This window comes from Microbulbifer flavimaris, from assembly GCF_001641755.2.
In the GTDB taxonomy this organism is placed as follows: domain Bacteria; phylum Pseudomonadota; class Gammaproteobacteria; order Pseudomonadales; family Cellvibrionaceae; genus Microbulbifer; species Microbulbifer flavimaris.
The window spans coordinates 14981-33527 of sequence record NZ_LRFG02000001.1 but is presented as its reverse complement, the minus strand read 5'-3'; the positions used below and the strand labels follow the sequence as shown (position 1 = coordinate 33527).

At 59.3% G+C, this 18547-nt stretch carries 17 protein-coding genes; 8 read left to right on the top strand and 9 right to left on the bottom strand.

The window, feature by feature from the left end:
• Positions 1-2: 2 nt before the first annotated feature.
• Genes sdhA through sdhC form a run of 3 tightly spaced genes read right to left on the bottom strand, consistent with a single transcriptional unit; the run spans position 3 to position 2515 of the window.
• A complete protein-coding gene (sdhA, locus tag AWR36_RS00145) occupies positions 3-1775 on the bottom strand; it encodes a succinate dehydrogenase flavoprotein subunit (RefSeq protein WP_067079550.1) in 1773 nt (590 codons plus the stop codon).
• A 3-nt stretch (positions 1776-1778) separates the two neighbouring features.
• Positions 1779-2147 carry a succinate dehydrogenase, hydrophobic membrane anchor protein gene (sdhD, locus tag AWR36_RS00140; protein WP_067079548.1) on the bottom strand — a complete coding sequence of 123 codons (369 nt, stop codon included), beginning with the start codon at positions 2145-2147 and terminating at the stop codon, positions 1779-1781.
• Complete coding sequence (gene sdhC, locus AWR36_RS00135) at positions 2141-2515, bottom strand: succinate dehydrogenase, cytochrome b556 subunit (protein ID WP_067079546.1); 375 nt, start codon at positions 2513-2515, stop codon at positions 2141-2143. The genes sdhD and sdhC overlap by 7 nt, the downstream gene beginning before the upstream one ends.
• 457 nt (positions 2516-2972) lie before the next feature.
• On the opposite strand from sdhC, the gene gltA reads away from it, so the two are divergent.
• Positions 2973-4265, top strand: a complete 1293-nt coding sequence (gene gltA, locus AWR36_RS00130) for a citrate synthase (protein WP_067079544.1) — start codon at positions 2973-2975, stop codon at positions 4263-4265.
• A gap of 125 nt (positions 4266-4390) precedes the next feature.
• Here gltA and AWR36_RS00125 read toward each other — a convergent pair whose 3' ends face one another.
• The gene (locus AWR36_RS00125; RefSeq protein WP_067079543.1) at positions 4391-7276 is read right to left on the bottom strand and encodes a glycosyl hydrolase family 18 protein; all 2886 of its coding nucleotides are present in this window, start codon (positions 7274-7276) and stop codon (positions 4391-4393) included.
• Between the two features lie 722 nt (positions 7277-7998).
• Here AWR36_RS00125 and chaB point away from each other — a divergent pair.
• Positions 7999-8229, top strand: coding sequence for a putative cation transport regulator ChaB (gene chaB, locus AWR36_RS00120; protein ID WP_067079541.1), 231 nt, complete (start codon positions 7999-8001; stop codon positions 8227-8229).
• Between the two features lie 78 nt (positions 8230-8307).
• Here chaB and AWR36_RS00115 read toward each other — a convergent pair whose 3' ends face one another.
• The gene (locus AWR36_RS00115) at positions 8308-8544 is read right to left on the bottom strand and encodes a DUF3820 family protein (RefSeq protein WP_082679383.1); all 237 of its coding nucleotides are present in this window, start codon (positions 8542-8544) and stop codon (positions 8308-8310) included.
• Positions 8545-8797: 253 nt separating this feature from the next.
• Here AWR36_RS00115 and AWR36_RS00110 point away from each other — a divergent pair, with 253 nt between their 5' ends.
• The 3 genes from AWR36_RS00110 to AWR36_RS00100 all read left to right on the top strand — a co-directional run bounded on the left by AWR36_RS00110 (position 8798) and on the right by AWR36_RS00100 (position 11972).
• Complete coding sequence (locus AWR36_RS00110; protein ID WP_067079540.1) at positions 8798-9082, top strand: hypothetical protein; 285 nt, start codon at positions 8798-8800, stop codon at positions 9080-9082.
• Between the two features lie 145 nt (positions 9083-9227).
• Positions 9228-9470 carry a YMGG-like glycine zipper-containing protein gene (locus AWR36_RS00105; protein WP_067079538.1) on the top strand — a complete coding sequence of 81 codons (243 nt, stop codon included), beginning with the start codon at positions 9228-9230 and terminating at the stop codon, positions 9468-9470.
• A gap of 183 nt (positions 9471-9653) precedes the next feature.
• Positions 9654-11972, top strand: coding sequence for a S46 family peptidase (locus tag AWR36_RS00100; protein WP_096866602.1), 2319 nt, complete (start codon positions 9654-9656; stop codon positions 11970-11972).
• Positions 11973-12289: 317 nt separating this feature from the next.
• On the opposite strand, the gene AWR36_RS00095 is transcribed toward AWR36_RS00100, so the two are convergent.
• From AWR36_RS00095 to dcd, 4 genes are all read right to left on the bottom strand, one after another.
• Positions 12290-12520 carry a hypothetical protein gene (locus AWR36_RS00095; RefSeq protein ID WP_067079534.1) on the bottom strand — a complete coding sequence of 77 codons (231 nt, stop codon included), beginning with the start codon at positions 12518-12520 and terminating at the stop codon, positions 12290-12292.
• A gap of 276 nt (positions 12521-12796) precedes the next feature.
• Positions 12797-12982 (bottom strand): ABC transporter permease, encoded by a 186-nt coding sequence (locus AWR36_RS00090; RefSeq protein WP_067079533.1) that lies wholly within the window; start codon positions 12980-12982, stop codon positions 12797-12799.
• Between the two features lie 56 nt (positions 12983-13038).
• Entirely contained in the window at positions 13039-14232 is a 1194-nt protein-coding gene (locus AWR36_RS00085; RefSeq protein WP_067079532.1) for a BaiN/RdsA family NAD(P)/FAD-dependent oxidoreductase, read from the bottom strand.
• A gap of 182 nt (positions 14233-14414) precedes the next feature.
• A complete protein-coding gene (gene dcd, locus AWR36_RS00080) occupies positions 14415-14984 on the bottom strand; it encodes a dCTP deaminase (protein ID WP_067079530.1) in 570 nt (189 codons plus the stop codon).
• 555 nt (positions 14985-15539) lie between these two features.
• Between dcd and imuA the strand changes: the two genes are divergently transcribed.
• The 3 genes from imuA (at position 15540) to AWR36_RS00065 (ending at position 18305) form a co-directional block, all read left to right on the top strand.
• Positions 15540-16247 carry a translesion DNA synthesis-associated protein ImuA gene (gene imuA / locus AWR36_RS00075; RefSeq protein ID WP_067079529.1) on the top strand — a complete coding sequence of 236 codons (708 nt, stop codon included), beginning with the start codon at positions 15540-15542 and terminating at the stop codon, positions 16245-16247.
• 131 nt (positions 16248-16378) lie between these two features.
• Positions 16379-17890 carry a Y-family DNA polymerase gene (locus AWR36_RS00070; RefSeq protein ID WP_067079528.1) on the top strand — a complete coding sequence of 504 codons (1512 nt, stop codon included), beginning with the start codon at positions 16379-16381 and terminating at the stop codon, positions 17888-17890.
• Entirely contained in the window at positions 17859-18305 is a 447-nt protein-coding gene (locus tag AWR36_RS00065; RefSeq protein ID WP_231745194.1) for a GIY-YIG nuclease family protein, read from the top strand. The genes AWR36_RS00070 and AWR36_RS00065 overlap by 32 nt, the downstream gene beginning before the upstream one ends.
• The last annotated feature ends 242 nt before the right edge of the window (positions 18306-18547 follow it).

Sequence of the window (18547 nt, the reverse complement as noted above, 5' to 3'; positions counted from 1 at the left end):
TCTTAGTAGGTACGGGCCTTGGGCTCGAACGCCTCCATGGTGTTCGGTGCGAAATTCACCGCGCGCTTGCCGACACGCTTCTCGGTCGGGAAGAACATGGAGTGGCACAGCCAGTTTTCGTCGTCGCGCTCCTGGAAGTCCTCGCGGGCGTGGGCACCGCGGCTCTCGACACGGGTCTCCGCGGCGATGGCGGTGGACTCGGCCACTTCCAGCAGGTTCTGCAGCTCCAGCGCCTCGATTCGGGCGGTGTTGAAGGTGCGGCTCTTGTCGTCCAGGCGGACGTTCTCGATACGCGCACGCAGGTCTTCCAGCTTCTTCACGCCCTCGGCCATATAGTCGCCGCGGCGGAATACACCGAACTGGTTCTGCATCACGTTCTGCAGCTCGCGACGGAGATCAGATGCCTTCTCGCCGTCGTTCTTGTGCTCGAGGTTGTTCAGGCGCGACATGGCGGCCTCGAGGTCCGACTCGGAAGCCTCGCGGTGCTCGATGCCCTCGCGCAGGGACTGCTCGATAAACAGGCCGGAAGCGCGACCGAATACCACCAGGTCCAGCAGCGAGTTGCCGCCCAGGCGGTTGGCACCATGTACGGACACGCAAGCCGCCTCACCACAGGCGTAGAAGCCGTCGATAACCTGGTCGTTGCCGGAGGCATCCTGGGTCAGGGCCTGGCCATGCACATTGGTCGGGATACCGCCCATCATGTAATGGCAGGTAGGCACCACAGGGATCGGGGTCTTGACCGGATCCACGTGGGCAAAGGTCTTGGCCAGCTCACAGATACCCGGCAGGCGGCTGTTCAGCACTTCCTCACCCAGGTGGTCGAGCTTCAGGTAAACATGGTCGCCATTGGGGCCGCAGCCGCGACCATCGAGGATTTCCAGCACCATGGAACGCGCAACCACGTCGCGGCCGGCCAGATCCTTGGCGTTGGGGGCATAACGCTCCATGAAGCGCTCGCCATCCTTGTTGATCAGGTAGCCACCTTCACCGCGGCAACCCTCGGTCACCAGGGTACCCGCACCGTGGATACCGGTGGGGTGGAACTGCCACATCTCCATGTCCTGCACCGGGAAACCGGCGCGCAGGGCCATGCCGATGCCGTCACCGGTATTGATGTGGGCGTTGGTGGTGGAAGCGTAGATACGGCCGGCACCGCCAGTGGCCAGCACGGTGGCCTTGGACTTGATGAAGACCACTTCGCCATCTTCGATGCACAGGGCAATCACACCCACCACGGCGCCATCCTGGTTCTTTACCAGGTCAACGGCAAACCACTCGTTCAGGAAGACGGTCTCGTTCTTGACGTTGTTCTGGTACAGGGTGTGCAGCAGGGCGTGGCCGGTACGGTCTGCCGCAGCACAGGTACGCGCCGCCTGGCCGCCGCGACCAAAGTCCTTGGACTGGCCGCCGAACGGACGCTGGTAGATGCGGCCGTTTTCGGTACGGGAGAATGGCAGGCCCATGTGTTCCAGCTCGAACACGGCCTCTGGGCCGGTGGAACACATGTACTCGATCGCGTCCTGGTCACCGATATAGTCGGAGCCCTTGACGGTGTCGTACATGTGCCAGCGCCAGTCGTCCTGCGGGTCGGCACTGGCAATTGCACAGGTGATCCCCCCCTGGGCGGACACAGTGTGCGAACGGGTGGGAAAGACTTTGGTGATGACCGCGGTCTTGAAGCCGGATTGGGCCATCTGCAGTGCAGCGCGCATACCCGCGCCGCCACCGCCAATTACGATCCCGTCAAAGGAAATGGTTCGCATGTTCGCCATAAATTACACACCCCACAAAATTTGAATGCCCCACACCGTGTAAATCACGGCTACCGCGCCCAGTACCATCTGAGCCAGGACCCGAAAGACTGTCGCTTTGGGACCCATCATGCGATTGGTGAGGTAGTCGGTCACAACAGACCAGAGACCGATCCAGGCATGCGCTACCATTGAGAGCAGCGCCACAAGGCTGAAGACCCGCACCCAGAAGTTCTGGAACAGTGCAGACCAGGACTGATAACCGAAGTCATCAGTCAGGAAGATGTAACCCACAATAAAGAGGGTATAGGCCGCGAGAATGACCGCGGTGATACGCTGGTACAGCCAGTCAAAAGTACCGCTGCGACCGAAACTTGTAACGGTGGTTACCATAACCATACCCCCACTGCCAGAATCAGAATAACGCTCAGGACCAACACCATCACGGCGCCGCGACGGCCGCCTTCCAGGGATTCACCGATCCCGAGGTCCATGAATAAATGACGTACGCCAGCCACCAGGTGATAGATGAGGGCAGCGAGAGAGGCCCACAGAATGATCTTCGCGGGGATGCTGCTGAAAGTCTCGGCTACACTTGCGAAGCCCTGCTCGGACTCGAGACTGGTACCCAGCATCCACAGCAGCAACGCCATCACGGCGAAGAGCACAACACCGGAAATACGGTGAAGAATGGAAACCAGTGCGGCAGCGGGGAGCTTGATAGTGGAAATGTCTAGATTGACAGGTCTGCTTTTGTTCACAGGAAAAACACCTTGTTGCCCTGAACGACCGGGCGCCCGTTAGCTTTCAATGGAGGGGCGAATCGCCTGCTGCTCACTTTGCACTCGACCTGATGAAGGCTTGTACAAAATGGCCGTACCTCGGCGCAGGCCGCGCGGATTATAGGCATTTGGCGCTCAAAAGACAATGAAACTGCGGCCGCCCCGGGGCGCCTGCCTCTACCGCCCGGTGACTGAAAACCTCCACGGGGCGGGAGGTCAGCACCGAAGATACTTGGACAAAAAACGGGGTTATTCAGGCAATTCCTCTCCTTCACAGAAGGGTGACCGCATATTCTGCCGTTTGCAGGGGCCGGTTTCGGCCGTTTCAGTTTGACAATTGGGGGCGCGCCACTTAAGTTTGGCCCCGCTCAAAAGCCCGCTACTGCCCACAGTGACAGGGAATCAGGCGGCATAAGAACAGTTTTAGGAGTCCGCAATGTCCGATAAAAAAGCGCAACTTAAGGTCGATGGTATCGACGGCACTATTGAGATGCCTGTGCTCTCCGGCACACTCGGCCCCGACGTTGTCGACGTTGGCAGCCTCACCGGCAAGGGCTTGTTTACCTACGACCCGGGCTTTGTGTCCACCGCCGCCTGCGAATCCAAGATCACCTATATCGATGGCGCCAAGGGCCAGCTGCTGCACCGCGGTTACCCCATCGAGCAGCTCGCTGAGCAATCCGACTACCTGGAAACCTGCTACCTGCTGATGAACGGCGAGCTGCCGAGCGCAGAAGAGAAGAAAGGGTACGTCGAGACCATCATGAACCACACCATGGTGCATGAGTCGATCGTCAACTTCTTCAAGGGCTTCCGCTACGACGCGCACCCGATGGCCATGATGTGCGGCGTGGTCGGCGCCCTCGCCTCTTTCTACCATGACTCCCTGGATATCAACGATCCGGAGCACCGCAGAATCTCCGCCCATCGCCTGATCGCCAAGATGCCGACCCTGGCCGCCATGTGCTACAAGCACTCCAAGGGCCAGCCCTTCATGTATCCGGACAACAACCTCGGCTACGCCGAGAACTTCCTGCACATGATGTTTGGCAATCCCTGCGAGACCAGCAAGATCGACCCGGTGGTCGCCAAGGCCATGGACATCATCTTCCTGCTGCACGCCGACCACGAGCAGAACGCCTCTACTTCCACCGTGCGTCTGGCTGGCTCCTCCGGCGCCAACCCCTTCGCCTGTATTTCCTCCGGCATCGCGGCCCTGTGGGGACCGGCTCACGGTGGTGCCAACGAAGCGGTACTGAACATGCTGCAGGAGATCGGCGACGAGAGCCGCATCGACGAGTTCGTCAAGCGCGCCAAGGACAAGAACGATCCGTTCCGCCTGATGGGCTTCGGCCACCGCGTCTACAAGAACTTCGACCCGCGCTCCCGTGTGATGCAGGGCATCTGCGACGAAGTCCTGGGTGCCATGGGTGCCGAGAACGACCCGCTGCTGCGTATCGCCAAGAAGCTGGAAAAGATCGCACTGGAAGATGAGTACTTCGTCGAGAAGAAGCTGTACCCGAACGTGGACTTCTACTCCGGTATTATCATGAAGGCGATCGGTATCCCCACCGATATGTTCACCGTGATCTTTGCCACCGGCCGCACCGCCGGCTGGATCGCACACTGGAACGAGATGATCTCCAACCCCTACAAGATCGGCCGTCCGCGCCAGCTGTACACCGGCTACACCCAGCGCGACTACGTGCCTGCGGACAAGCGCAAGTAAGGCGCACACCCGTGACAAAAAAACCCGGCCACAGTGCCGGGTTTTTTATTGCCTTGAATCTGGCGATAAACAGTAAGGGCGCCGAAGCGCCCCACCGTTACCACTTCAACCACCTGTGAGAGTGTTCAGTTACAGGTCGCCGGACCGATCTCTTCCCAGACATCGGCGACGCCGGGCTCTTCGCCCTGGGTCCACCACTTGGCGCGGTAGCGCAGCCCTTCGTGGTTGACTTCGTCACCGCCGTTATAGGCCTTGCTCGCGCTCCAGGGCACCTCCACGTCACTGAAGAGTGACCAATCCGCGGAGTCGAAACCCGGTTCGCTCTGGGTCCAGTAGTTTGCCTCCCAGACCAGGTCCAGGTGGCTGACCAGATCGCCGCCGGTATAGGTAGCACCAGAGGTCCAGGCCGGATAGCTCGAAGCATTGGGGTCAGACAGTTCGCACTGCTCACCGCCACCACTGGAATTGGTAACCGTAACGCTGACGCTGGCCGAAGCGCTGTCGATACCATCGCTGACGGTTACTGTCGCGGTGTGCACCGTGTCGGCACCAACCTGGGGTGCGGTCAGGGTCACAGTCGCGCTGTCGCCACCACTGATATTGAACGCGGGGGCACTCCAGCTATATGTCAGCACGTCACCATCAGCGTCGCTGCCAGTGGCTGTGATCTGGACTGACTCACCCTCGGCCACAGTGACGCTCGCCGGCACAGAAACCTCGGGGGCGGTGTTGGACTGCGGTGGCAACAGGGTAATGGTCACCTGATCGATATCGGTCTCAACACCATCACTGACCGCCAACTCGAACACGAGGCTCTCCTGGTTACTCACCTCGGCAGCGTCAAAGCTGGCGCTGGCCTGAGCGGCATTCTGCAATGACACCGCACTGCCACTGACCTGGGTCCAGCTGAAGGTCAGGCTGTCTCCGTCTGCATCGCTCGAGGCACTACCGTTGAGCGTCACGCTGGCAGGAGTCACCACAGACTGATCCGCTCCGGCGTCGGCATCGGGTGCCCGGTTTGGCTGCGGAGCCTGCACCAGCACTTCGATGGTATCGCTGCTGCTCAGTGGCTCTGCATCACGGACCGTGAGCTGGAATACCAGCAAGGTATCTTCACTCACCTGCGGTGCCACGAAACTGGCATTGGCACCGGCCGCGCCCTGTAGTTGCACGCTGGTTCCGCCGGTCTGCACCCAGTCGTAGACCAGCACATCCCCATCCAGGTCATAAGAAGCGCTGCCGTCCAGAGACACCGCATCCCCACCAGCCACTACCTGGTCGGCACCGGCGTTGGCAACCGGAGCCCGGTTGTTGGTGCCGCCGCCATGACCGAGGCTCTCGTGCATGGCGTTGAGAATATCGCCGTTGTCCGCATCGATCTCCCAGGAGAAGAGCCCCGCAAAACCATTGCTGCGCACGTAGGCGCCCTTGGCTGCGACGGAATTTTCATCATCGTAGGTGATCAGGTCGCCATTGGTGGGATTGAAGATATAGGCACCCTGCGCGGTGCTGTCGTAATGGTATTCGTAGCTGCCACTGGCCAGCCGCTCGGCAACATCGCGGTAGTCGACCACACCCGCTTCCCAGGTGCCGGCCACCGGACCGGTTGCTGTGCCAGTCATGTGATCGCCACCATTCCAGCCGGATACGCCGGTCCAACCGCGGCCGTACATGGCAGCACCGATCACCAGCTTGCCCGGGGACAGGCCGGCATTCAGTACCGCTTCGGCACCACTGGTGACATTGAAGTCATCGCTGGGGTCCCAGCTGGGGGCGTAGAGTGCGGTCTGGTGGCCCAACACCTCATTGCTCCAGGCGCCATAGAAGTCGTAGGTCATCAGGAAGATGTAATCCATATACTGGTCGACAGCGCCGTAATCGATACGGGCCACCTTGACCGGATCGGCGCCCACCGCAGAAGTCAGCTGGTATTCACGCCCGGTTTCCTGCTCGAGCCCGTCGAGCATGGCGCGCAGGTCTCGCATCAGCAGGCGATAGGTTTCGCCATCCGCGGAGGCACCCAGGGCGGCATTGGCACCGCCACCGCCGGGATATTCCCAGTCGATATCCACACCATCGAAAAACTTCCAGGTGCGCAGGAACTCCTCGACCGAGTCGACGAAGGTCTGGCGCTTCGCCGCATCACCAAAGAAGTAGAAAGGATCGGACAGAGTCCAGCCGCCAATGGAGGGCAGGACTTTCAGATCCGGATAGGCTTGCTTCAGCGCCATCAACTGACCGAAATTGCCCTTATAAGGGCTCGAAAAATCTTGCCCGGCCTGGGTCTTCTGGGCCGCCGCATACGGATCGTGGATACTGACTTTGAAATCCTCGCGGCCGGAGCAGGATTTCTGCAGGGCTTCAAAGCTACCGGAAATTGACTTCAGGCTGTCATTGATACCGTCGCCACCACAGATTGGAATGAAGCCGTAGAGAATATGGGTCAGGTTGTATGCCGGGATCTTGTCCACCGGAAATTTACGCCCGTAAACACCCCACTCCACAAAGTAGGTACCCACCACGGAGTTACTGGTGTTGGCATAGGGCTGGTTGTTCTCCCCAGCGGTAAGCTCGAGAGGGGCCAGGCCGCTGCCGTCGGTATCGGCAACCACGATCTCGGTCACCGCGGAAGCGCTGCAGCCGCTGTCATCACACAGCGCCACCTGCAGGTCGTACTGGCCACCCTTGTCTACTTGCAAGGTGGCAGAGCCACTCTGGCTGCCACTACCGGTGGCAGCCTGCTCCAGTACAACCTCGCCATTCAGCAGATACTGGACGGTATTGCCATCATCACCGGACCACTTGGTCCAGGACACCGGCACCTCGGCATAGTCGCGGCGGGTAACTAATTGCTCATAGGCCGTGGTCGTATCGTCCACTTCCACCAGGGCAAAGCTGGTTTCCATCCATTCGATCTGGGGCGCCCCCGGGGCCGCGAAAGCGGGCCCGCTGATCAGGCCGAGTGCCAGCAGGGCGCGACGCCATGGGCTGGGATTGGTTATGGGATTCATAGAGATTCACCTTGAACGTTTTTATTGTTTTCCGGGGCGGCTAAAGCGCGGCTGCGCGGCAGTTTCCACACAATTACCCCGGGAAATGACACCGCTGTCATTTATTTGCAGAGCCATGACAGCGATGTCATTACCATTCCAAACTAGAAGATTGAGGCATCAGCGGCCAGCCATCCGGCACAAAACTGCTACAACATTCACAGATCCGTCGCCCTATTCTGCAGTTAGCGCATTATTTTCCACCAGGTCCGGACGAATAAAGCGCCGCACCCGGGGTCATGGGGCGTAGCCCCGGGAAGCAAGATGCAGGATAAGAAGAACAAGAACAGCTGGAGCACTGAAGGATCGTATTTGGGAACGGGTGAGAATGAGAATGCCAGACAATCCCGCCTTGAAAGGCTGAGCATTTTGAAAATTTGTTTTCCCCAGAAAAGAGAATAGCGGCCGAATTCATTTCGACCGCTCCCTCTCTTTAAGCTGTCCGAACGTTAGTACCGCATGTTCACTCGCTGAAGTCATCTCAGACCAGTGGTCACCCGCTGTGGGCCTATTTACGGTCTTGTCCGGGCTCCGTTGCGGACCGCTTCTTCTTGCCGCTTCGCACTACAAACAGTGACGAAGCTTCTTACCTAGGCACTACGTAGTTTAGTGTTGGGAGCCGCCTACCCAAACTTCATATGACAACAGCTACACTGCTGGAAAACCACTTTTCTGGAGTCACCATGCCCTACAAAAGTCGTGAAGAACTGCCGGACAATGTAAAAGGCGTACTGCCCCCGCATGCCCAATCGATTTACAAGGAAGCGTTCAACAGTGCCTGGGAGCAATACGCAGATCCGGAGGACCGCCGGGGTGATTCCTCACGGGAGGAAACGGCCCATGCTGTCGCCTGGTCCGCGGTAAAGGAAAAGTACGAGAAAGGGGACGATGATCGCTGGCATCCCAAATCGTGATCATCGACGGCCGCCCAAGGTCAGCCCGATTTTTTAGATGCTTTAATCAGGCCTTACAAGAAATCGCCAGCCAGCGCCCTAATCCCCTCCACCAGCCGACCGGGCGTCTTTTAACGGCCGGATCAACCCCTCCAATCCCTCAATTTTGATTTCCAGCGTCAGGGCCATCAGGTAACCGAGCCGTCCGGAGGGGAATTCTTTTTTCTGGAACCAGAGCAGGTACTCCTCCGGCAAGTCGATCAGCGCACGACCGGCATACTTGCCAAAGGGCATTGGCATGCGGGCAATGTCAATCAAGTCTCTCTTTTCAAACACAAACAACTCTCAACAAAAAAGCACCATCTCTGAACGTCAAAGCCATGGGGGTACGGGGTCATGTCCAGGCTTTGGGCGCTCATCCACTGGTGAACCCCACCCTGTGAGCCGGCAGTGGGGAATACCGGAGCACAACCATACACTCATTTCTGTCTGCGCGGGTTGCTGCCCTGCGCTTATCTTCCGTCAAACCGGAAGTCTACCTCTATCACCTCTGAATCGGTTTCCAGTGACCGAAAAATCAGGAGCAATGATGATGAATCTTTCTCTGAAGCGCGCGGGATTGACATCCCTGGTCTCTGCGACCGTGCTTGCTGGCAGCCTGACAACCGGCTGCGCCAACATGAGTGATACCGACCGACGCATTGGCACCGGTGTCGGTATCGGTGCGGTAACCGGCGCCCTGATCTCCGGCGGACGCCCCGGTGGCACGGCCGCTGGCGCTGTACTCGGTGCGGGTGCAGGCTGGCTCTACGACCGCGAGAAAAAACGCCATTACTACTACGACCGTAACGGCCGGCGCGTATACCGCCGCTAGCCGGGCGGTGCTCCAGTAGCACCTGTAAGGGGATGCTCGCCTCCTCGCTGCCCGGGGAGCCCATCGGGGCCAGCCCGCATCGTCACCGGCTGGCCGCCACATTACACTAGCGACGTTTTTCGCAGGAAGAATATGTGAGGTCGTGATGCGAACAGGTACGGTGCAAAATTGTGGTCTCGCCATCATTTTGGCGGCGAGCCTTGGCAGTGTCGGCTGCGCCAATATGAGCGACTCCCAACGGCGCGTTACTACCGGCGCAGGCATTGGTGCCGCTACCGGTGCGATCATCCGCGGAGATACCCGCGGCGTCGCGACAGGGGCAGCCATCGGTGCCGCCGGCGGCTGGATTTATGATCGCAACGAGCGCAGGTGGAAACGCCGTCGCTGATTGCCCCCTCCAGGACTTAACAGAAGTTCCCAGACCTGACGAGAGAAGCCGGCAACCTGAATCGAGGTTACCGGCTTTTGCGTTTTACCCAACCGCCAATTGTGGGATTATGTGGCGTTCGCGACCGCCTGCTGCGGCCGCATAGAGTGTTCACACAATAAGCAATAATCCTAAGGATGAGTCGTGAAAAGAACCAAGTTATCGACTGTGCTGGGGCTCTCCCTGGCCGCGACACTGCTGGCCGCCTGCGACGGCAAGCCCACCGAGACCGACCAGACGACAAAACCGGTCACTGAAACCAAACAGGAAACAGCCCAGCAAGGCCCTGAAACCTCTGTCTCCACCGAGGGAATGTGGATGCCCAGCCAGCTGCCGCTTCTGGGCGACAAGCTCAAGAGTCTGGGGCTGGAACTGGATCCGGAAACCATGACGGACCTGACCCAGTTCCCCATGAACGCCATCATCAGCCTCGGCGGCTGTTCCGCGTCCTTCGTGTCCCCCAAGGGCCTGGTTGCCACCAACCATCACTGCGCCTACGGCTCCATCTCCTACAACTCCACCGAGGACAACGACCTGCTGGCCAATGGCTTCCTGGCCGAGAGTCTGGAAGAAGAAGTGCCCGCAGCCCCCGGTTCCCGTGTCTACGTCACCGTGGATATGCAGGAGGTTACGGACAAGATCAAGAGCAAGCTCAGCGATGACATGGACGGCGCCGAGCGCTTCAAGGCCATCGAAAACGCAGAGAAAGCGCTGGTTGCCGATTGTGAGTCCGACCCGGGTCACCGCTGTGAGGTTTACAGCTACTACGGCGGCGCCACCTATTACCTGATCAAACAGCTGGCGATTCGCGATGTGCGCCTGGTGCACGCACCGGCTTCTTCCGTCGGCAAGTTCGGTGGCGATATCGACAACTGGATGTGGCCGCGTCACACCGGCGATTACTCCTTCCTGCGCGCCTACGTTGGCCCGGACGGCAAGCCGGCGGATTATGCCGAGGACAACGTCCCCTATAAGCCCAAGCATCACCTGAAAGTCGCCACCAAAGGCCCCGATGAGGGCGATTACGTGATGGTGGCCGGCTACCCGGGCAGCACCAACCGCTATCGCACCGCGGTGGAAGTGGACAACAACTTCAACTGGTATTACCCCACCATGCAGAAAGTGCTGGCGGAGTGGTCCGAAGTGATCGGTGAAGCCAGCGAGGGCAACAAGGATGCGCAGCTGAAATATGCCAGCCTGGTTGCCGGCCTGAACAACTACGCCAAGAACTTCACCGGCATGCTGGAAGGCTACGAACGCAGCGACCTGCTGGAGCGCAAGCAGCAGCTGGAAAAAGACCTGCAGGCGTGGATTGAAGCCAATCCGGAATCCAAGGAGAAGTACGCCTCCGTGATTGCAGACCTGCAGGCGCTGATCGCCGAGCAGCAGTCTACCCAGGAACGCGATCTGGTCATGCGCTATATGGGCCGTTCCGCCATGCTGAGCGCAGCCCAGCGCCTGTATCGCCTCAGCCTGGAAAATGAAAAGCCGAACATGGAGCGCGAACCGGGTTACCAGGAGCGCGACATGACCCGCTTCACCGAAAGCATGAAGCGCATCGAGCGCAACTTCCACCCGCAGGTGGATCAGGCTATCTGGACCTACTTTATCCAGCGCTACAACCAGCTGCCGGAAGAGCAGCGTATCGACAGCTTTGACGAGTTCCTCGGCGATGCCGCCAGCGGTGAAGCCCTGCAGGAAAAGCTGTCAGCCATGTACGAAAACACGGATCTCACCGAGACTGACGCGCGCCTGGCGTGGATGGAGAAATCCCCGCAAGACTTCCGCAACAGCGAAGATCCGTTTATCCAGCTGGCGGTGGCCATGTATGACGACACCTACGCGATGGAGCAGCGGGACAAGGCCATGACCGGCCGTTTTGCGGAGCTGCGCCCCAAATACATGGACCTGCTGATCGCCTATAACAAGGAACAGGGCAAGCCGGTCTACCCGGATGCCAACAGCTCCCTGCGCCTGACCTACGGCCTGGTCAAGGGTTACACCCCGCCGGAAGGCACCATCAAAGGAGCCGCGGACGGCAATGATGGCAAGGACAGCTTCGTACCGTTTACCACCCTGCGTGGTATCAAGCAGAAGTACACCGGCGAGGATCCCTTCGATGCACCGCAGGCACTGCTGGACGCCATCGAGAACGAGGACTACGGTCGCTTCTACAAGGGAGAGATCGACTCTGTTCCGGTGAATTTCCTCAGCACCGTGGATATCACTGGCGGTAACTCCGGCTCCGCCACCATGAACGGCAAGGGTGAGCTGATCGGCCTGGTATTTGACGGCACCTACGACAGCATCAACGCCGACTGGGACTTCAACGACAACACTCGCGCCATCCACGTGGATGTGGCCTATATGCTGTGGGTCATGGAGAAAGTCGACGGAGCCCATAACCTGCTGGAAGAAATGGGTGTGGCGGCTGATTCAGAAGCCGAAAAATCAGAAAACTGATTGACACCTATCCAGGGAAAAAACCGGCGCTCGCGCCGGTTTTTTTATGCCCGCTGAAATACGAGAGGCATGTCCCATCACCCCGACGCAAGCCGACGTCCAGGGTCTTGATGGCGCTTTGAGGAGCATGGATACCGGCCTGCGCCGGCATGACGACACTAACAACTACTCCCCTTGTCACCCCGGCGCAGGCCGGGATCCAGGGTTTTGATGGCCCCTCAGGAATATGAATACCGGCCCTGCACTGGCATAAGGATCCTAACAACTACTCCCTCGTCATCCCGGCGCAGGCCGGGATCCAGGGTTTTGATGGCCCTTCAGGAATATGGATACCGGCCCTGCACCGGCACGACGAAGCTAACAACTACTCCCTCGTCATCCCGGAGCAGGCCGGGATCCAGGGTTTTGATGAAGCTTTGAGGAACATAGATACCGGACTGCACCGACATGACGACGCTAACAACTACTCCCTCGTCATCCCGGCGCAGGCCGGGATCCAGAGTATTGATGAAGCTTTGAGGAACATAGATACCGGACTGCACCGGCATGACGACGCTAACAACTACTCCCTCGTCATCCCGGCGCAGAAGGGATCCAGGGTATTGATGGGATTTTAAGGAATATGGATGCCGGCGTGCGCCGGCACGACGACGCTAACAACTACTCCCTCGTCATCCCGGCGCAGGCCGGGATCCAGAGTATTGACAGGGTTTTAAGGAATATTGAAGCCGGCCTGTGCCGGCATGACGACTCGAACAAACCATCGCGGCAGGCATGAAGACGGTTTGGAGAGCCGGGTGTGATTGGGAATAGTCGATCCGCGCCTACAGCAATTTGGTCTTGGTCTTGCCACACCGCTCACAGCGGTACTCCGTCACCAGCTTGCCCTGCTTCACGTCAAACTTGCGCTCGGATACCACCTGCCACTTGTGGAAGCCATCACGACAAAGGCTGCTGCCCTTATGCTTCTGCCAGGCGGTTTTGCGCTTGAAGGGAATCACATCACCCATGGATGCTCGCCTCCTGTCCGGTTTAGCCCAGACCGTTGAATTGGGATGGGGGTAGTTTAAACCACTTCGCCGGCGGCGTGGGCAGAGGACCAGGCCCATTGAAAGTTGTAACCGCCCAGCCAGCCGGTTACATCCAGGACCTCGCCGATAAAGTACAGCCCGGGGTGGGTCTTACACTCCATGGTGCGGGAAGAGATTGCATCCGTATCGACACCACCGAGGGTGACTTCCGCGGTGCGGTAACCCTCTGTGCCGGCGGGCACCAGTTCCCAGGTCTGAAGCTTTGCACCGATTTCGGCCAGCTCAGGTGAGCTGAACTGCTTGAGGGGCCGACTCTCGATGCCCTTGTCGGTGAGGAAGTGGTGAACGAGTTTCTTGCTCCACAGCCCGCAGAGTACCGTGTGCAGATGTGCATCCGGCTTTTCAGTGCGTTGCTGGGCAAGCCATTCGGCCAGGTCCCGGTCCGGCGCCAGATCAAAAGAGACAGCCTCGCCCTCGCGCCAGTGACTGGAAACCTGCAGCACCGCCGGCCCACTCAGGCCACGGTGGGTGAACAGCATCTGCTCGTGAAAGCTGCCCTCGCCGCAACTGGCGGTCACCGGCAGTGCACTGCCGGGCAAGTCCTGCTGCCGCTGCAGCTGGCGCTTGTGCTGGGTGAAAGGCACCAGCGCCGCACGAGTGGGCACAATGCGCAGGCCAAACTGGCGGGCGACATCGTAGCCAAACCCGGTGGCGCCCATGGTGGGAATCGACAGGCCACCGGTGGCGATCACCAGCGACTTGCACCGCACAGTTCCGAGACTGGTTTCTACCAGATAGCCCGTATCCTGAGGCTGTACCGATTCGATACTGCAACGGGTGCGAATCTGGGCTTTCGCCGCCCGGCACTCGGCTAACAGTAGATCGACGATGTCCTTGGACTTGTTGTCACAGAACAACTGGCCGAGGGTCTTCTCGTGATACGGAATACCGTGCTTCTCCACCAGCGCAATAAAATCCCACTGGGTATAGCGCGCCAGCGCCGACTTACAGAAGTGCGGGTTTTCGCTGTAGAAGTTTTCCGGCGAGGTGTACATGTTGGTGAAGTTGCAGCGGCCTCCACCGGACATCAGGATCTTCTTGCCCACCTTGTTGGCATGGTCCAGCACCAGCACGCTGCGCCCCCGCTGACCGGCCACAGCCGCACACATCAGGCCCGCGGCGCCGGCACCGATGATCAGGACATCGATCTGTTGGGGGAGATCATTCATGGCAAAAGGCTAACGGATGCGAGTGGGGTAAGGGAGAAGTCGAAGGGGCGGGGGCGCGGGTTCCGAAACCTTCCGCACCAGGGACGGTGCGGAAGGAGCCACAGGGACGTGTTCATGCGTTTTCGGAATCCGCGCCCCCGTCGCTTTGACGCCACACAGTCATTCAGGGCGTCAGAAGTAAATCAGGCCCGCGGCAGGGTCACGCCGCGCTGGCCCTGGTACTTGCCGCCACGGTCCTTGTAAGACACGTCACAGACTTCGTCGGATTCGAAGAACAGCATCTGCGCCACGCCCTCGTGGGCATAGATCTTGGCCGGCAGGTTGGTGGTGTTCGAGAACTCGAGGGTCACGTGTCCTTCCCACTCCGGCTCCAGCGGCGTCACATTGACGATGATACCGCAGCGGGCATAGGTGGATTTGCCCAGGCAGATGGTCAGCACAGAGCGCGGAATGCGGAAGTACTCCACAGTGCGCGCCAGCGCAAAGGAGTTGGGCGGGATAATGCAGGAATCCCCCTCCACATCGACAAAGCTGTTCTCGTCAAAGGTCTTCGGATCCACGGTGGCGGAGTGCACGTTGGTGAAGATCTTGAACTCGCTGGAGCAGCGCACGTCGTAGCCATAGCTGGAGGTGCCATAGGAGATCAGCCGCTCGCCATTGCCGTTCTTGCGCACCTGGCCCGGCTCAAAAGGCTCGATCATGCCCTCCTGCTCGGCCATCCTGCGGATCCACTTGTCGGATTTGATACTCACTACCGCCCCCGTCGCTTTGCGTGTTCTGGTCTGTCGAAGAGGCGGAATCATAGCCGGTTTGAACTGTGCAAAAAAGTGCCAACTGCAGAGGGAACCCACCAGCCACTTTCCGTCAGCACCTATTGGGGGAGATAGCCGCCAGAAGACCTGACAACGCCTGGTCCCAGGCGGTCTGGCAGTGGCGGATCCCACAATGAGCAGATCAACCACCCCATAAGCCTCGTATAGCGGACGCCCTGACCCCACTGGTCACCCTGGCCCTGCAGAATCTCTCCCGCCTGGCCGCCATGCTTGGCGTATCCGCCCTGCTCTACCTGCCCTACTGCCTGTTCAGTATGCGGCCCGCATTCGCAGCGTGTTCTATGGCTTCACCGGCCCAACAAGCATCCGCATCGGGCCCTCCGACAGTACTGATCACTGAACCTGCGGCAATTGACGCCACCGCACCCATGCGCCACTTGTGACCCCGAAACAACTACTGTATAAATTGCCAGTAAATACTGTACACCCATACAGCAATCCTAAAGCAGGGCGCTGAAAGAGAGGGCACAGATCGTGAGCAATGCCGAAAACGTTATTGAAAACAAACAGTTAGATCATGGCTCCAGGCGCCAGCGCCTCAACCGTCTGCTGGCGCGAGCGGATATCTGGCAAGCCGCCAATGAGCAGCAGCGCTCCAGAAACGGTATTGCCACCGGTTACCCGGGCCTGGATGCCCTGCTGGCAGGACACGGCTGGCCCCGTAGCGCCACCACAGAGCTACTGGTGGACCAGTCCGGCATCGGCGAGCTGTCCCTGTTGCTGCCCGCTCTGGCGGAGATGACCCAGCGCGAGCAGATGGTGGTGCTGGTGAACCCGCCTTTCATTCCCTATGCGCCGGCACTGGCGGCGGCAGGTGTGCGGCTGGAAAAGCTTCTGATCCTGCACCCCCGTGGCCAGCGAGACCAGCTCTGGGCCATGGAACAAGCCCTGCAATCCGGCTGCTGTGGGGCCCTGCTCAGCTGGCAAAGCGGTCCGCCTCCGGCCGACAAGGATCTGCGCCGGCTGCAGATCGCCGCCCGCGAGGGTAACGGTATGCACTTCCACTTTCGCCCCAGCTCCTGCGCCGCCAGTCCCTCACCGGCCGCCCTGCGACTTCAGCTGAAGAGCAACGGTGAACAGCTAGCCCTGCAACTGCTCAAGCAACTGGGTGGCCCGTCCGGGCAGCGCCTGCACCTTGCCCGCAATGCCGATCTTGTCCGTCGTGACCAGCCGCTGCACTGATCGGTAGTTACCGCAGCAATAGAGGCGGACATGGGTAGAAACCCCGGAACCGAAAAAACCAAAGAACAAAACCAAAACAGGAAGTGGTATCACCTGAAGTAATTGCACACGATAAAGTGCAGGAGTGTCCCATGCTCTGGCTCTGTATCCAGTTTCCCAGCCTGCCCCTGCAGGCCCTGACCCGCGCACAGCCCAGGGCTGACGATGACCGCCCCCTTGCCGTGGCCGAGCAACAGTCCATCGTCGATGCCAATCCGGTCGCTACCCAGAGGGGTATCGAGTGTGGCCTCACTATCGCCACCGCCTGTGCACTGAGTGCAGACCTTGAATTACTGCCCCGCGACAATGAAAGAGAGGCACAGCTGCTGGAAGAGCTGGCCCAGTGGGGTTACAGCTTCACGCCCGTGGTGTCTCCGCAGGCTGCGGGGCCCATGGACAAGGGTGAGAGCCGCCCCGCCTGTCTCTATCTGGAATTGAGTGGCTGCCTGCGCGCCAGCGGCGGGCTGCAGCCACTACTCCAGCAACTGCAGCGCGAACTCAAACAAATGCGCATCAGCGCACTGATGGGGCTGGGCCATAGCCCCAGTGCCGCGCATATGCTCAGCCAATTGCCAGAGCACCGCCAGTGGCTGCGGGAAGCCAAGTCACCACCCAGTGCTCAACAGTGGCGTCAGTGGATCAGTTTCAGCCCCTCCAAACTGCTGGATTGCGACCACAAGACCATCGCCAAGCTCTATGCCTGTGGAATCAAGCGGGTCAGCCAACTACTGGCCATCCCCCTGTCGGAAGTGGGCAGCCGTTTCGGCCGCGATTTCGTCAATTACCTGGCGCGGCTGAATGGTACCCGCCACGATCCGGTGCCCAGCTACCAGCCACCGCCGCAATTTCACAGCGAACTGTTTTTCCCCAGCCCACTGGATAACAGCGAGCAACTGCTTTTCCCGGCGGGCCGCCTGGTGCGGGAACTCTGCCAGCAACTACAGCGCCGCCAGCTGTATGCCCAGCAGCTGCGCTGGAAACTGGATTTCGGCCAGCGGGGCTGCAAGGTGGTGAGTGTAGAAATCTCCCGCCCGCAGCTGGACCCGCAGCGCCTGATTGCGCTGACCAAATTGCAGCTGGAGCGCTTCCAGCTGGAACAGGAAGTGCAGGCCCTGCACCTTACCTGCGGTCAATTACTGCCACTGGCAGAAGATGCGCTGGATGAGGACCTCTTCGGCGGCAACAGCCATCTCAAGTGCAGCCACCAGCTACTGGACAAACTCAAGGCGCGCCTCGGTCACGAAGCCATGTCCGGCGTCACCCTGCGCGAGAGCCACCTGCCGGAACAGGCCTGGCAGAGCGCGGATACCCTGGTACTCCACAGCGGCCGCCGCCAGAGCGGACATCAGCTAAAACCCGTGAACGCACCACGGCCAAGCTGGCTCCTGTCCCGCCCCGATCCCATCAAGGCGCGGGACAACAAGCTTTTTTACCGCGGTGAAATCCAGCTGCTACAAGGCCCGGAACGCATCGATGGCTACTGGTGGCAACACCACCGCCACGCCCGCGACTACTACATCGCCCGCGGCGAGGAAGGCAGCCTTTACTGGGTCTACCAGGACCTGACATCGGATGAGTGGTATCTGCAGGGTATCTACGCTTGAACAAACAAGTCATGACATCGTCATTCCGGCGAATCTCGGGACTCAAAAATCGAGAAAAGTGAATTCAACCATTATCGTCATCCCGGCGCAGGCCGGGATCCAGAAACCACCGGACTCAAGGGCAATGAAAAGACAACCAACCGTCTACATTCTTGCCAGCAAAGGCAACGGCACACTCTACACCGGCGTGACATCCGACCTGGTGAAAAGAGTCTGGCAACACCGGGAAGAACTTGCAGAAGGATTCACTAAGAAATACAGCGTAAAAACGCTGGTTTGGTTTGAGCAACACAGCACCATGGAAACTGCAATCACTAGCGAGAAGTTGATCAAGAACTGGAAAAGGGCCTGGAAGATACGATTGATTAAGGAGTCCAATCCGGAGTGGCGGGATCTCTACCAAGAGATTCTCTAAGCCATCAACAATCCCTCACCCCTGAGAACCTGGATGCCGGCCTGCGCCGGCATGACGAGATTTAGGGAAAACACTCACTAATCAAATCGAGCTAACGAAAACTACAACCATCACCCCATTACCAACCGATATAGAGAAGCTAAGGCAATGACAACCCTACTGTCGTCATCCCGGCGGAGGCCGGGATCCAGGCTTCCTCGAATTACCAGGTAGCACGGCCCTTAAACCACACGAAGTAGCAA